Source organism: Moraxella cuniculi (assembly GCF_900637105.1).
Taxonomy (GTDB): Bacteria; Pseudomonadota; Gammaproteobacteria; order Pseudomonadales; family Moraxellaceae; genus Moraxella; species Moraxella cuniculi.
This window is the reverse complement of sequence record NZ_LR134343.1, coordinates 209,425-224,049: the sequence shown is the minus strand read 5'-3', so window position 1 is coordinate 224,049 and position 14,625 is coordinate 209,425. Positions and strand designations below refer to the sequence as shown.

At 46.8% G+C, this 14,625-nt stretch carries 9 protein-coding genes; 4 read left to right on the top strand and 5 right to left on the bottom strand.

Features of this window, described 5'->3' with window-relative positions; all coding sequences use genetic code 11:
• Window positions 1-9: 9 nt before the first annotated feature.
• On the bottom strand, window positions 10-720 hold the full coding sequence (locus EL162_RS01115) for a hypothetical protein (protein WP_126329482.1): 711 nt from the start codon (window positions 718-720) through the stop codon (window positions 10-12).
• Between the two features lie 266 nt (window positions 721-986).
• On the opposite strand from EL162_RS01115, the gene EL162_RS01110 reads away from it, so the two are divergent.
• Window positions 987-1,346 carry a helix-turn-helix domain-containing protein gene (locus EL162_RS01110; protein ID WP_076555670.1) on the top strand — a complete coding sequence of 120 codons (360 nt, stop codon included), beginning with the start codon at window positions 987-989 and terminating at the stop codon, window positions 1,344-1,346.
• Between the two features lie 236 nt (window positions 1,347-1,582).
• Here EL162_RS01110 and aat read toward each other — a convergent pair whose 3' ends face one another.
• From aat to EL162_RS01095, 3 genes are all read right to left on the bottom strand, one after another.
• Window positions 1,583-2,323, bottom strand: coding sequence for a leucyl/phenylalanyl-tRNA--protein transferase (aat, locus tag EL162_RS01105; protein ID WP_126331627.1), 741 nt, complete (start codon window positions 2,321-2,323; stop codon window positions 1,583-1,585).
• A 63-nt stretch (window positions 2,324-2,386) separates the two neighbouring features.
• Window positions 2,387-3,646: a serine hydroxymethyltransferase gene (gene glyA / locus EL162_RS01100; RefSeq protein ID WP_126329480.1), complete on the bottom strand. Its 1,260-nt coding sequence runs from the start codon at window positions 3,644-3,646 to the stop codon at window positions 2,387-2,389.
• Window positions 3,647-3,783: 137 nt separating this feature from the next.
• Window positions 3,784-4,338, bottom strand: a complete 555-nt coding sequence (locus EL162_RS01095) for a chorismate--pyruvate lyase family protein (RefSeq protein ID WP_126329478.1) — start codon at window positions 4,336-4,338, stop codon at window positions 3,784-3,786.
• Between the two features lie 328 nt (window positions 4,339-4,666).
• On the opposite strand from EL162_RS01095, the gene EL162_RS01090 reads away from it, so the two are divergent.
• From EL162_RS01090 to EL162_RS01080, 3 genes are all read left to right on the top strand, one after another.
• Window positions 4,667-6,265 (top strand): isocitrate lyase, encoded by a 1,599-nt coding sequence (locus EL162_RS01090; protein WP_126329476.1) that lies wholly within the window; start codon window positions 4,667-4,669, stop codon window positions 6,263-6,265.
• Window positions 6,266-6,466: 201 nt separating this feature from the next.
• Window positions 6,467-8,632 carry a malate synthase G gene (locus tag EL162_RS01085; protein WP_126329474.1) on the top strand — a complete coding sequence of 722 codons (2,166 nt, stop codon included), beginning with the start codon at window positions 6,467-6,469 and terminating at the stop codon, window positions 8,630-8,632.
• Between the two features lie 295 nt (window positions 8,633-8,927).
• A complete protein-coding gene (locus EL162_RS01080; protein ID WP_126329472.1) occupies window positions 8,928-10,373 on the top strand; it encodes an NAD-dependent succinate-semialdehyde dehydrogenase in 1,446 nt (481 codons plus the stop codon).
• Between the two features lie 204 nt (window positions 10,374-10,577).
• Here EL162_RS01080 and EL162_RS01075 read toward each other — a convergent pair whose 3' ends face one another.
• Window positions 10,578-14,186, bottom strand: coding sequence for an Rne/Rng family ribonuclease (locus EL162_RS01075; protein WP_126329470.1), 3,609 nt, complete (start codon window positions 14,184-14,186; stop codon window positions 10,578-10,580).
• Between the last annotated feature and the right edge of the window lie 439 nt (window positions 14,187-14,625).

Genomic DNA, 14,625 nt, shown 5'->3' with positions numbered 1-14,625 from the left:
CATTCCTAGTTAGTTTGTTGGGTTGTTGGATTTTTTGAGTGTCTGATGGATTTCCTGAGAAAGTGGGTGCAGTCCGATATTGAGCAGTTCGGTTTCGAGATTCTGCAAATCTTCGGTGCTAACCAATGTTCGCCAGTGTGGCAGTTGTTCGAACAAGATACGCGGCGTGATTTTGTCCGTTTGGGTACGGCGAAGGTGCGACTTCATCTGACGCAACCATTTGTACAGTATGCCCGCTGGAGAGGTGTAGGGGTCGATGAATCCTTGTGTGCCTTTTTTCTTGATTGATTGACCGCTCGGAGTGTCCGTGCTGTCTGTGTTTAGGTGCATATCCAAGTCCTGTCCTATCATTGCCAAAGTCAGCCGTGAGCGAGACAATAACGGCTCTAGACGCTCCATTAAATCAGCAGGCAACACGCCCCTTAATTGGGTATCAACCTGATGAAAAACCAGCATCTCAGACAGGCTAAGATCGACACGCTCAACATTCTCAAGCCGCTGCCAACGCCAGCTGTATGGCTTGTCATCTTTGCGGCATTCTAGAGGTAGGGCAGTTGCAAGCGTAGCCATATCACGCTGAATGGTGCGTATCTCGGCAGGAATCTGCTTGGTGTCCAGATAGGATTTGATGTCATTGGTTGAGACATAACCGCTACTTCTTAGCAAGAATTGGATAATGTGCCATTGGCGAACGATAATACTTTGTTGTGATGCACTCATAAAAAATCATTCAAATAAACCGTTTTGTATAAGGTAACAAAATTTTATCCAGAAAGATAGTAGCTTGCTTGCAGGGTGCGTCTTATCATGACGCAGCAATTTTTGGCGATATGGGTGTTGGTTCAAAATTATGCTAGACTAAGTCTAAAATTTAGATTTGGCACGCAAATACCGACCTATAAGAACTTAAAGTTATATTATATAACTTAAACAATCTGTACTTCAAGCATTAAATGCCTACACTAGACATGAAAAGTGAGGGCGATATGACACAAAGAACAGATAAGAACTTAAGTAAGTCGATCGGCAAGGCAATAGCAAGCAAACGCCAGCTGGCAGGATATACTCAAGCACAAGTGGCAGAGCATATCGGTATTAGTAATGATGCGATTTCTAGAATGGAGCGTGGAGGGATTATGCCGACAATCAAGCGACTGTCAGAGTTTGCATTATTATTCAACTGTGAGACGACAGATTTTTTGACAAATGCCAATCCAACAATTAACGATGAGGCAAGGCGTGTTATGAATGCCATTGCCGAGCTTGAGCCTAGCGAGCGAGCAGCACTGATTGATTTGATTGAGCAGTTGGTAGCATGGAAAAAAAGCGGTCAAGATGGCTGTTAAGTTAAATTGTAGCTTTGTTTTATAAATTGATAAAAAACTTGACTGTATATTTATTATTGCTAATTTTTTAAATAAAATAACACCTTGGCAGCCTGTCGGATTTTGTTTTACTGCCATGCAGTCCAGCCTTAAAGGTTTTGTTGCCAATTTTGTGTGCTGATTTTGGCAAAATACAACACTATCTTTGCCAAGCCTCTAAGCCTGCTGACAACCTTACCAATCTCAAGACTTATTGATTAAGGCATCAGGTTGTGGCTGCCAAAGCCCTTGGTTGTTTGTAGATTGCCACTGGGTCTATGCACCAGCGTTGTCAATGCCTTGAGAAAATCTGCCTTGGCAAGTTTGCTGGCACCGAGGCTTAGCAGGTGGTTATTGACAACTTGGCAGTCTATCAGCTCAATGCCTGCTTGCTTGGACAGTTGCATCAACGCCCAAAAGGCGATTTTTGAGGCATCGGACTTGCGATGAAACATACTCTCGCCACAAAATATTGACCCAAAATGCACGCCATACAGACCGCCAATCAGCTCGCTGTGCTGTGGCACGCCTGCCCATACCTCTATGCTGCTTGCCGCCCCTAGCTGATTGAGCTGGTTATAAGCGGCTTTTATGTCATCGCCAATCCAGCTTTCGGCGGAATCTCGGCGTGGCTGACTACACGCTTCAACAACTGCCAAAAAGGCCAAATTGCTGCTGATGGACCATGTTTGGGTCTTGGCGGTGCGTTGTAATGATTTGCTTGGGTGAAAGTCGCTTGGTCTGATGACACAGCGAACATCAGGCGACCACCAGCAAATCGGCTCATTGGGCGAATACCATGGAAATGCTCCGCAGCGATAGGCGTGCAATAAGGTGGCAGTGGATAAATCGCCACCAATGCCCAAAAAACCATCGCTATCAGGCAGACTGTCTGCACCAAAATCATAAGGGCAATCATCGGCAAGTGTGTGCAAAGCGTGCAAATGATGATAATCCATCAACAGTACTCCCAAAAAAAGTTATCCGAAAGACAGGCTTTCGGATAACTTGTGCAGGCTTGATTAGGCGTTGCGTTCATAGACGGGCAGTTTTTTGCAGATTTCGGCAACTTTTTGGCGAATGGTAGCAAGTACCGCTTCATCGCCTCGTGCGTCCAGCACATCGCAGATCCAACCTGCCAAATCACGAGAGTCGCTTTCGCTAAAGCCACGCGTGGTAATGGCTGGCGTACCAATACGAATCCCTGAGGTAACAAATGGTGATTTTGGGTCGTTTGGCACAGCGTTTTTATTGACAGTGATGTGAGCATCGCCCAGCCATTTGTCAGCTTCTTTGCCTGTGATGCCTTGCTTGATTAGGCTGATGAGCATCAAATGGTTCTCGGTACCGCCAGAGACAATCTCATAGCCACGACTTTGGATCACCTCTGCCATGGCTTTGGCATTTTTTACCACTTGTTGTTGATAGGTTTTGTACTCATCGCTCATCGCTTCTTTGAAGCAGACTGCCTTGGCGGCAATGGCGTGCATGAGCGGGCCACCTTGGTTGCCAGGGAATACAGCAGAGGCAAGTTTTTTCTCGATTTCTTCGTTGGCTTTTGCCAAGATTAGACCCGAGCGAGGGCCTCGTAGGGTTTTGTGCGTGGTGGTTGTGGTAACATCGGCAATTTGCACAGGGCTTGGATAAACGCCAGCAGCCACCAAACCTGCAATGTGTGCCATATCAACCATCAGATATGCACCGACTTCATCGGCGATTTCACGGAATTTTTGCCAATCAACCACTTGGCTGTATGCCGAAAAACCTGCAATAATCATTTTTGGCTTGTGTTCACGGGCAAGGCGAGCCACTTCTTCATAGTCAATCAAGCCAGTTTCGGTATCCAGACCGTATTGCACCGCATTATAGTTGCGACCTGAGAAGTTCACGGTAGCACCATGGGTCAGATGTCCGCCATGAGCCAAGCTCATGCCCAGCACGGTGTCATTTGGTTGTAATAATGCCAAAAATACCGCACTGTTAGCATTTGAGCCAGAATGTGGCTGGACATTGGCATAGTCAGCACCGAACAATGCTTTGGCACGGTCAATGGCGATTTGCTCAATCACATCAACATGCTCACAGCCGCCATAGTAGCGTTTGCCGGGGTAGCCTTCGGCATATTTGTTGGTCAGCGATGAGCCTTGGGCTTCCATGACAGCAGGCGAGCAGTAGTTTTCTGAAGCAATAAGCTCAATGTGGTCTTCTTGACGCTGGCTTTCGGCATCGATTTGACTGGCGATTTCTGGATCGTATTGATGGATAGAGAGTTCTTTAAACATGATGATTCCTAGCTTGGGTTGTTTACAAAAATTATGCCGTTAGTGTAGCATATTTTTGGCGGTGATACACTACGATTGTGCGAATTTGTTTGTTGATAGAATTTCAGCTTGGCGGTAATAAAATTCAAGTTAGTGCTTTATTGGGCTGTATGCTTTAGGTGGTTGATAAAAGCAGGCAAAAACTGCTCCGAGATTAACAATCTGCCCGCTTCGGTCTGATAGCAGGTATCGCGAGCAGGGTTTTTGTGATGATAAAATGTGCGATGCTCAATCATCGGCTGGCGTTTGGCAAATAAAACACGACCAATGGGTGTTTTGCCTAAGTGTTTGAGCCGTTTTAGCTTGCCTTTTAGGACATTGAGCGGAAAAATACTGCTGGCACATACCCAAGCCTCTTTATCACAGCCGTATAATAATACGCTTCGTTGCCATGCCAGCTGGGCTTTGTTGATGGGTAGGTTGAGAGCGATTTTTTGATGATGAGTAAGCGGCACAAAGCCCTCGGACAGCACCTGCACCACAAGCCGTCTGCCAGCTTGTTTTTCAAGCAGACTTGTCAGTGAGCCTGTGGCGAATAAAAATTTGGCAAGCTCTGGACAATCGTGCAAAACAGCATCATCAAAATCTACATTGGCACTCATGATGGCATAATCATAAAAATACAGTTGTACAATTTTAGCATAAAAAGCCACAATTAACACCGTCCTTGGCAATGCACAAGCGGCAATTGGTCAATAAATATAATTATTGATATTATAAAAAATAATAAATAATATTAATAAAATCAATAACTTGAATAATATTTATATAATATATTTTATGAATTAATGGCAAATATAAAGCCATTTATTTAAAAAATAATGAATATTGGTACAAGCTATTGGATAAATCGCCCATATTTGGTTATGCTGTGTTTAACGGCAAAGCCCAGCAAAACGGTGCGAGGTCTTTGCCCGACATCATTGTCGGTTGGCGATGATGTATTTGCAAGTTTATCCGTGATCATTACAGGAGTATGTTATGAGCTATCAATCAGCACTGGATCATGTACGCAAGGTAAAGGAGAAGCTGGGCGGCACTTGGAATGCCATTCGTCCAGAAGATGCGGCACGCATGATTGTACAAAATCGCTTTCAGACAGGTTTGGATATTGCCAGATATACCGCTGCCATTATGCGGCGTGATATGGCACAGTACGATGCCGATAACAGCAAATACACACAGTCTTTGGGCTGTTGGCATGGCTTTATCGCCCAACAAAAAATGATTGCCAACAAAAAATACTTCGGCACAACGAACAAACGCTACATCTATTTATCAGGCTGGATGGTGGCGGCTCTTCGCTCTGAATTTGGCCCGTTGCCTGACCAATCCATGCACGAAAAAACCGCCGTGCCAAAATTGATTGAAGAAATCTACACATTCCTTCGCCAAGCAGATGCCAAAGAATTAAATGATTTGTTCCGTGCCATGCAAAAGGCCGAAGCTGCTGGCGATACCGCCAAAGTCAAAGAAATCGAGACGCAGATTGATAACTTTGAGACCCATGTTGTGCCAATCATTGCTGATATTGACGCAGGTTTTGGCAACGAAGAGGCGACCTATCTGCTCACCAAGCAAATGATTGAGGCAGGGGCGTGTGCAATCCAAATCGAAAACCAAGTATCAGATGCCAAGCAATGCGGACACCAAGCGGGCAAAGTTACTGTGCCGCACGAGGATTTTTTGGCAAAAATTAATGCCGTGCGTTATGCTTTCCTTGAGCTTGGCGTAGATGAGGGCGTGATTGTTGCTCGCACGGATTCAGAAGGTGCGGATTTGACCCAAAAAATCCCAGTCAGCCGTGAAGCTGGAGACTTAGCGAGCAAATACATCAGTTATTTGGACACTACCGAAATTGACATCGCCGAAGCCAAAGAAGATGAAATTCTCATCAAGCGTAATGGCAAACTGCATCGCCCAACACGCCTGCCATCAGGGCTGTACCAATTCCGTGCAGGCACGCAGCATGACCGTGTGGTGCTAGACTGTGTAACTTCGCTCCAAAACGGTGCGGACATGATTTGGATTGAGACGCCAACGCCTGATGTGGCAGCGATTGCAAGTTTTGTGAATGACATCAAAAAACAAGTGCCAGATGCCAAGCTGGTGTATAACAATTCGCCATCATTCAACTGGACGATCAACTTCCGTCAGCAAGCATACGACCGCTGGCTTGCCGAGGGCAAAGATGTATCAGGCTATGAGCGTGATAAACTGATGGACGCTAAATATGACGACTCTGAGCTTGCTCGTGATGCGGACGAAAAAATCCGCACTTTCCAAGCGGACGCGGCTCGCGAGGCAGGCGTATTTCATCATCTAATCACCTTGCCGACTTATCACACTGCCTCTTTGTCCACGCATGAACTTGTCAAAGGTTACTTTGGTGATGAGGGTATGCTTGCCTATGTGGCTGGTGTACAACGAAAAGAAATCCGTAGTGGAATCGCTTGCGTCAAGCACCAAGCAATGGCAGGCAGCGATATCGGCGATGACCATAAAGAGATTTTCTCTGGTGAAAATGCCCTAAAAGCAGGAGATGCCAGTAAGAACACCATGAACCAATTTGGCGGCTGATTAAACACTTTGTGAATTGGGCTGCTGTGTTGTTAGGCTTGATTGTTGTACTGCTTGCAGTGCCTATCACCTGTCTAGCATTGGCACCAATTCACTTGGTTAATCTGATAACAGCAATTGCAAACGGTGTTTTGACTTTTGGGTTAAAGCACCGTTTTGCTTTGGATTAGATTTTAGATAATGATTTTTAAGGATAAAACCATGGCGACACAACGCATTCAAAAGGGCAGTTTTGCCATTGATAAGATTTTGTATGATTTTATTGAAAATGAAGCCTTGCCACTGGCAAATGTCTCAAGCGATGAGTTTTGGGCAGGGTTTGAGCAGATTGTCAAAGATTTGACCCCAAAAAACCAAGCCCTGCTTGCTTACCGTGATGAGCTACAAGCGAAGATTGACAACTGGCATGAGAACAACAGCTATGAGCTTGGGGCGTATAAAGCCTTCCTAACCGAAATCGGCTATCTTGAGCCAGAAGTGGCGGATTTTGCAATCACCACCGACAATGTGGACGATGAGATTGCCACCATCGCAGGGCCGCAGCTTGTCGTGCCTGTGCGTAATGCTCGCTATGCACTAAATGCAGGCAACGCTCGTTGGGGTTCGCTTTATGATGCACTGTATGGCTTTGATGTGATTGACGAAGAAAATGGGGCGGAAAAAGGCAAAGACTATAACCCTGTGCGTGGGGCAAAGGTGATTGCATTTGCCAAAAACTTCCTTGATGAGACTTATCCGCTGATGACAGGCTCGCACGCTGATGCCACTGGCTATGCCATCACAAACGGTCAATTGTCGGTGCAAATTGGCAATACAACCACCACGCTAAAAAACACCAAGCAGTTACAAGGCTACAACGGCAGCCCTGATAATCCATCAGAAATTATCCTAAAAAACAATGGCTTGCATACCATTATCCAAATTGACCGTGAGCATTTGATTGGCAAAGATGATAAGGCTGGCGTAAAAGATGTGATTTTAGAAGCGGCAGTTACCACCATTGAAGACCTGGAAGATTCGGTGGCTGCTGTCGATGCCGAAGAAAAGGTAGAAGGCTATCGCAACTGGCTTGGGCTGATGAAGGGCGATCTTAGCGAGACTTTGGAAAAAAATGGCAAAATCATCACTCGCACGCTAAATGCTGACCGTACTTTTACCGATTTAAATGGCGATACCAAAACCCTGCATGGCCGCTCGGTGCTGCTGCTGCGTAATGTTGGCCATCTGATGACGAACCCTGCGATTTTGGTAGACGGCGAAGAGATTTTTGAGGGAATTATGGACGGTGTGATTAGCCCCATGCTCTCAACCATTGACATTATGGGAAAAAATACCCTGCGTAACTCTCGCACAGGCTCGATGTATATCGTCAAGCCAAAAATGCACGGCTCAGAAGAAGTGGCGTTCGCTGTGGAGCTGTTTGACCGTAGCGAACAGCTGCTTAGACTGCCGAAAAACAGCATAAAAATAGGCATCATGGACGAAGAAAAACGCACCTCTGCCAATCTAAAAAACTGCATCGAAAAAGCCAAAAATCGCACCATCTTTATCAATACAGGCTTCATGGATCGCACAGGTGATGAGATTCATACCGCCATGAAAGCAGGGGCGTTTGTGCCAAAGGGTGAAATTAAGTCTGAAAAATGGTTCACCGCTTATGAAAACCGCAATGTCATGATTGGTCTAAAAGCAGGGCTAAGGGGTAAGGCACAAATCGGCAAAGGCATGTGGCCAAAGCCTGATGAGCTTGCTGATATGTACCGCACCAAGATTGAACACCCACAAGCAGGAGCAAGCTGTGCATGGGTGCCAAGCCCGTCTGGTGCAACCATTCACGCCATTCATTATCACAAGTGCAGTGTTGCCGAGCGTCAGGCGGCCTTGCAATCTGCCCAAGTGCCGTCCATTGATGATTTGCTCACCATACCGCTGGCAACCGATACCAACTGGAGCGATGCAGAGAAGCAAAAAGAGCTTGAGAATAACTGCCAAGGTATCCTAGGCTATGTGGTGCGTTGGGTGGATTTGGGCGTTGGTTGTTCCAAAGTGCCTGATATTAACAACATTGGCTTGATGGAAGACCGTGCAACGCTTCGCATTTCATCACAGCACATTGCCAACTGGCTGGCACACGGCATCGTTAGCGAAGATGAAGTGTGGACGGTGCTAAAACGCATGGCAAAAGTCGTGGATAGTCAAAATGCCCACGACCCTGCCTATCGCCCAATGTCGGCAGATTTTGACAATAACATTGCTTTTAATGCAGCGGCGGATTTGATTTTTCAGGGGGCGGTGCAGCCAGCAGGCTATACCGAACCGATTTTGCACAAGGCACGATTGAAATTAAAAGGCTATCAAGGCGATTGATTGTTGTTTTTGTGCATAAAGACAAAACCGCTTTTGTTACAGACAACAAGGGCGGTTTTTTTGCTTTAAGATTTGGCGGATTGTGCTTTGCAATTTTGCCAAGGGTTGTTACAATGTTAAAGCCTGTGGGTGTTAATGGCTTGATAAATGTGCCAAAAATCACCAAGCTGATGGATATTTGGCTTGTTTGATAAATATCATCATGTAGCAACTGCCAAAAATTATCCACTTACTCGGTGCAGTTTAAATTTAAAATAACAATGATGATAATATAAATAATAATGCGGAGAAATTTATGCAGATAAATCAGCTTTTGTTAAAGACCCAAGCCTATATTGATGGCAAGTGGCAAGCAGCGGATAATCGTGCCGAGATTGCTGTTTATAATCCTGCTACCGATGAGCTGATTGGCACTGTGCCAAATATGGGCAAGGCGGAGGCACAGCGTGCGATTTTGGCAGCCAAGCGTGCCTTGGCGACTTGGCAGGGTTATGCAGCCAAGCAGCGTGGCGAGCTATTGCGGCGATGGTTTGAGCTGATTATGCAGCACCAAGAAGATTTGGCAGTTATCCTGACCATTGAGCAGGGCAAGCCTTTGGCAGAATCTCGTGCAGAGATTGCTTATGGTGCGTCCTATATTGAATGGTTTGCCGAAGAGGCAAAGCGAGTCTATGGCGATGTCATACCAGCACCCAGTACGGACAAGCGAGTCCTTGCCATCAAGCAGCCGATTGGTGTTTGTGCTGCCATCACGCCATGGAACTTTCCCAATGCCATGATAACTCGCAAAGCCGCACCAGCATTGGCAGCGGGTTGTACTTTTGTCATTCGTCCTGCATCACTGACCCCTTTTTCGGCATTGGCATTGGCGGTGCTTGCCGAGCAGGCTGGCATACCTGCTGGCGTGTTTAATGTCATCACGGGCGATGCCGAGTCCATCGGTGATGTCTTCACCCAAGATATTGATGTGCGTAAGTTTAGCTTTACAGGTTCAACAGAGGTTGGGCGATTATTGATGAAAAAATGTGCCAGCACCATCAAAAAAGTCTCGCTGGAGCTTGGTGGTAACGCACCTTTTATTGTGTTTGATGATGCTGATATAGATGCAGCGGTGGCAGGGGCAGTGACTGCCAAATACCGCAACGCTGGGCAGACTTGCGTGTGTGCCAACCGCATTTATGTACAATCGGGCGTTTATGAGCAATTTGTTGCCAAATTCACCCAAGCGGTCGCCGAGTTGGTGCTGGGATCTGGCATGACGGCAGGTGTGGATGTTGGACCATTGATAGACAACAAGGCACTTGATAATGCCGTATCATTGCTCCAAGACGCAACCAGCAAGGGCGGTAAAATTTGCTGTGGTGGCGGCCATGAGGGGCTGTTTTTTGCCCCAACTGTGATTCGGGACGCAACCCATAAGATGCGTGTGGCACATGAAGAGATTTTTGCCCCAATCGCTCCTGTGTTTTGTTTTGCTGACGAGAGCGAAGTGATTGAGCGTGCCAATGATACTGATTTTGGCTTGGCGGCGTATTTTTATAGCAAGGATTTAAGCCGTGTTATTCGTGTCTGCGAACAGTTGGAATACGGCATGGTCGGCATTAACACTGGACTGATTTCTAATGAAGCTGCCCCCTTTGGCGGTGTAAAGCAATCAGGGCTTGGGCGAGAGGGCTCAAAATACGGCATTGATGAATATTTGCAAATCAAATACCTTGCCATCGGTGGCGTAACCGCTTAACATTTCATCGGTATGACTTGAGTGATTTGATAATATTATTTTTAATATTAATAAATAATAAAATCGTGCTTAGCAGAACTTGCTGCTGGACGACTGTAATTTGGCTAAGGTTGGGTTTATACCAGCAAATAAATCCGGTCTTTAACCATGATAATAAAAGCACCACAAACAACTGCTTGTGGTGCTTTATTGTCCTAGCCAGCGTTATTCATTGCCACTTTCTGCTGTGTCAGCAGTTTCGCTGGCTTTGCTGATTTTGCGTACCTCAACCTTAGGCTTTTTGCTCGGCTTTCTGGGCGTGCGAGCTTTGGGTGCTTTTGGGGTTTTTGGCGTTTTGGTTGTCATCAGGTTTAAGATACCAAGCTGTGGTTGCAATTGACCAGCGACATTTTCGATCATGTCTTTGTAGCTGGCGGCTTTGGATTTTTTCTCCGATTTTTGCTCAGCGGTAATCTGCTTAACCTGACTGCCTTTTTTGCTTTTGCTGGTGGTCTTGGACTCGCCAGTTGTACTATCTTTGGCTGTTTTATCAGCTGTGTTGGTGATGTCAAGCGGTGCTTGCTCATCGGGCTGATGCTCGGCAGCTTGCGTGTCGGTTTGCTCATCAAGATGGCTAAACAAGTCCTCGCTCATTGATACGATATTGCCAATTTCGTCAATGGTATCACTGATGACCTTGCCAACCGTTTCGCTAAGCTGTTCGGTAATGCTGGTTGCAGTAGCCAACGCATCATCAAGCAGGGTGGTTGGGGCGTTATTATCCGCCTCAATCGACACGCCTTTTGTAGCTTCTAGAGTCGTGGCATCGTCTGCTGTCTTGTCATCAGCTGTGTGTATTAGCTCTGATGGCTTGGTTTCTTCTTGATTTTGATAATCGCCAGTGGCGGTATCATCAAGTGCCTCAAGGCGTGCTTCGGCAGTTTCGCTGACGCTGGCCACTGCCTCCATGGGGGCTAATGCACTGTCGATATCAGGAGCGTCATCGCTCAAGTGATCATTCTTGGCAACAAAATCAGGGTGCTGACCTCGTGGATCGTTGCTGGCTCGGCGTGCAACAGGTCGTGGCTCAACTGTGGTTTTGCCTTGTGCTGCCGATAGATGCCCTGTGGCGTTGATTTGCTCATCGAATTGAGCTTTTGCTGCCGCTGTCAGTGGTAGGTAGCCAAAATTGCTAAAGTCAAATGCCGTATCTAAGCGGCGTACTTTGCCAACAGCAGCAACAAAGTCTGCAATAAACTCACCGCTGGCAGTCTGACCTAGGGTGCGTGCGATGAACTCACCTGCAGTGCCTGTGATAGACTGTTCGGTTGCCTGCATGGCTTGTGCCACCACGCGTGGATCATTGGGGGCTTTGTTTTGTTGTTTGGCAAGAGCAGTGATTTTCTCAAGCAATGCCGAGCTGATGGCAGCCACATTAGGAAGAGGTGCATCTGTCGCCTTGCTTGGTGGGTTATCATGACTTGCCACTGAATTTTTGTCGCTGTCGTCTGCAATCACGCTGGCAGTGTCGGATTGGACAACAGATGCAGGTTGCGACTGGCTGGCTGTGCTGACAGCATTGTCATCAGCCACCGCTTGAGGCTTGGTTGCCTTGTTGGTTGTTTTTGCCTTGCTGCCATCAAGGGATAAATGAACCACTTGGCTGGCTGGTTTGGCAGCTTCGTTACCGCTGATGTGCATGATGACATCATCGGGGTTCGTGGACTTTTGGCGTAGCGTTTTATCGGCTTTTGGCTTGTCGGTGCGAGCGGTTTTTTCGCTTTTTTCTGCCTGCTCTGCCTTGTCAAATGGCTTAATAGCCTCGCCACGGACAATCTCGCCACGAGATTCGCGGCGTACACCTGCTTCTCGCTTAGGATATTCCTTGTCCTTTGTTGCGTCTTTTTTGGTTCTTTTTTCTGATTTTTCTGGGGTTGCTACCACATCGTCATCGCTGCTTTTTTTGGCAGTGCGAGATTTTTTGTGGCGTTTTTCTTCGCTGTGCTGCTCAGGCTGTGCCACAGCATTGCTGATAAGGGCATTGATGTTCCCAGAGGCACCCAGACTGACATTGCCACCATTTACCAGCGATTCGATTGCCAAGGCAGCATCGGTTGTGCCCAGACTGCCTGCTAGGCGTGCCTGTGGTTTTGGGGCGAATAGGTTTGATAGCCAAGCCACAGCTTGTGGTTCGGCTTGGGTTTGTTGTGGCTGTTGCACCTGTTCGGTGGTTTTGCTGGCAGTTTTGGCAGGTTTGTGCCAACGATTGTTGTCTTGTTTTTCGTTGTCAGTTTGCCAATTGACCTCATAGCCACGATCGATATTTTCTTTTTCTTCGGTATCGGCAATGCGTTCATAGCTTGATGGTGCAAAGCCATCTGGATTAAAGTGCAGGCTGAAGTTTGGGCTTTCAAGATGAGCATGTGGCAAGATGGTAATGCGTGTGCCACTGTCTTGCTCAAGATAAACCAAACTTTCTCGCTTTTCGTTCAGCAGGAACGCGGCGATGTCAGTCGGCACTTCTGCCTGAATTTCACCCATGCGTTCTTTTAGGGCGATTTGTTCAATTTGTCGCATGATGGACAATGACAATGAACGCAAATCACGAATCATGCCGTTGCCATGGCAGCGTGGGCAAATGTAGCCTGTCGCTTCCTCAAGGCTGGGGCGTAGGCGTTGGCGACTCATCTGCATGAGACCAAATTTGCTGATTTCGGCGAACTGCACTCTGGCACGGTCGTGGCGTGTGGCGTCTACAAGGCGTTTTTCGACTTCCTTTTGGTGGCGTGGGTCATTCATGTCAATGAAGTCAATGACAATCAGTCCACCCATGTCTCTTAAGCGTAATTGGCGAGCGATTTCGTCAGCGGCTTCTAGGTTGGTGTGGTAGGCGGTTTCGGCAACATCAGAGCCTTTGGTGGATTTTGAGGAGTTGATGTCAATAGATACCAATGCTTCGGTTTGGTCAATCACGATAGACCCACCCGAAGGCAGACGCACTTCACGCTGATAGGCGGTCTCAATTTGGCGTTCGATGCCAAAGCGAGCAAACATTGGCTCGTAATCTGTGTATTTGCGTAACTTGCTCATTTGTGCTGGCATGACTGCACTGATGAAATTTGCCGCTTCGTTGTAGGCATTTTCGCTATCAATCCATACCTCGCCAATATCATCACGCAAATAATCACGCACGGCACGAGTAACCACGCCAGCTTCCTGATGAACCAAGCAAGGGCTTGGGCGAGTTTTGTTTTGTTCTTGAATTGATTTCCAGATGTCAAGCAGATGATCCAGATCATTTTGCAGATCTTCGGCACCTTTGCCCAGCCCTGCGGTGCGTACGATGACGCTCATGCCTTTGGGCAAGTTTAGCCCTGCGATGATTTGTTTCATCTCTTCACGGACTTTGCCAGAGATTTGACGGCTGATACCGCCCGCCTTGGCATTATTGGGCATCAGCACCAGATAGCGACCCGCCAGCGAGATATAAGTAGACAGAGCCGCCCCTTTGTTGCCTCGCTCTTCTTTTTCTACTTGGACGATGACCTCATCGCCTTCTTTGATGAGTTGTTTGATGTTGTCTTCACGCACATTGCCATGCAGATATTCTCCAGCAATCTCACGCAGGGGCAAAAAGCCTTGGCGAGCCGAGCCGTATTCAACAAATGCCGCCTCAAGCGATGGTTCAACACGGGTGATATGACCCTTATAAATATTGGCCTTTTTTTGTTCACGGGTGCGATTTTCGAGGTCAAAATCGTACAGATGATTGTCTTTGCATAAAGCAACACGAATTTCTTCGTTATGCGTAGCGTTGATTAAAATGCGTTTCATGATGTTCCTTAATGGGCAAATCGCCCCAAATGAGCAACATCGGTATTTCAAAAGATTTATCAGGCGGTCAAATTACGCCAGAGGCAAGAGATTATCTTGCCAAGTTGTAATATTTTCCGCCCAAGCGGATTACCTGCCAAACTGCTTGCACCAGTTTAACAACTCAAAATTTTGACAATTGCTGGGGATTGCTTGGCAAAAGCAGAGTCTGTCTTGTGCTTTTGAGCCAGCGTTGCCAAATTTTTTGTGCCAATTGCCTTTGGGCAGACTGGCAAATCTTGTACGGTTCATACCGAAGTTGCATCAACCAAAATATTCGGTGTGTCAAATAATCGTTCGTTGTGGTTGCGAACAAATGTGCCGAGTGGATTTAGAAAGTTTGCCAATAAGTCTGGTTTATTTGGTATTTTTAAACCAGATAATAAACTTTTCTAAATAT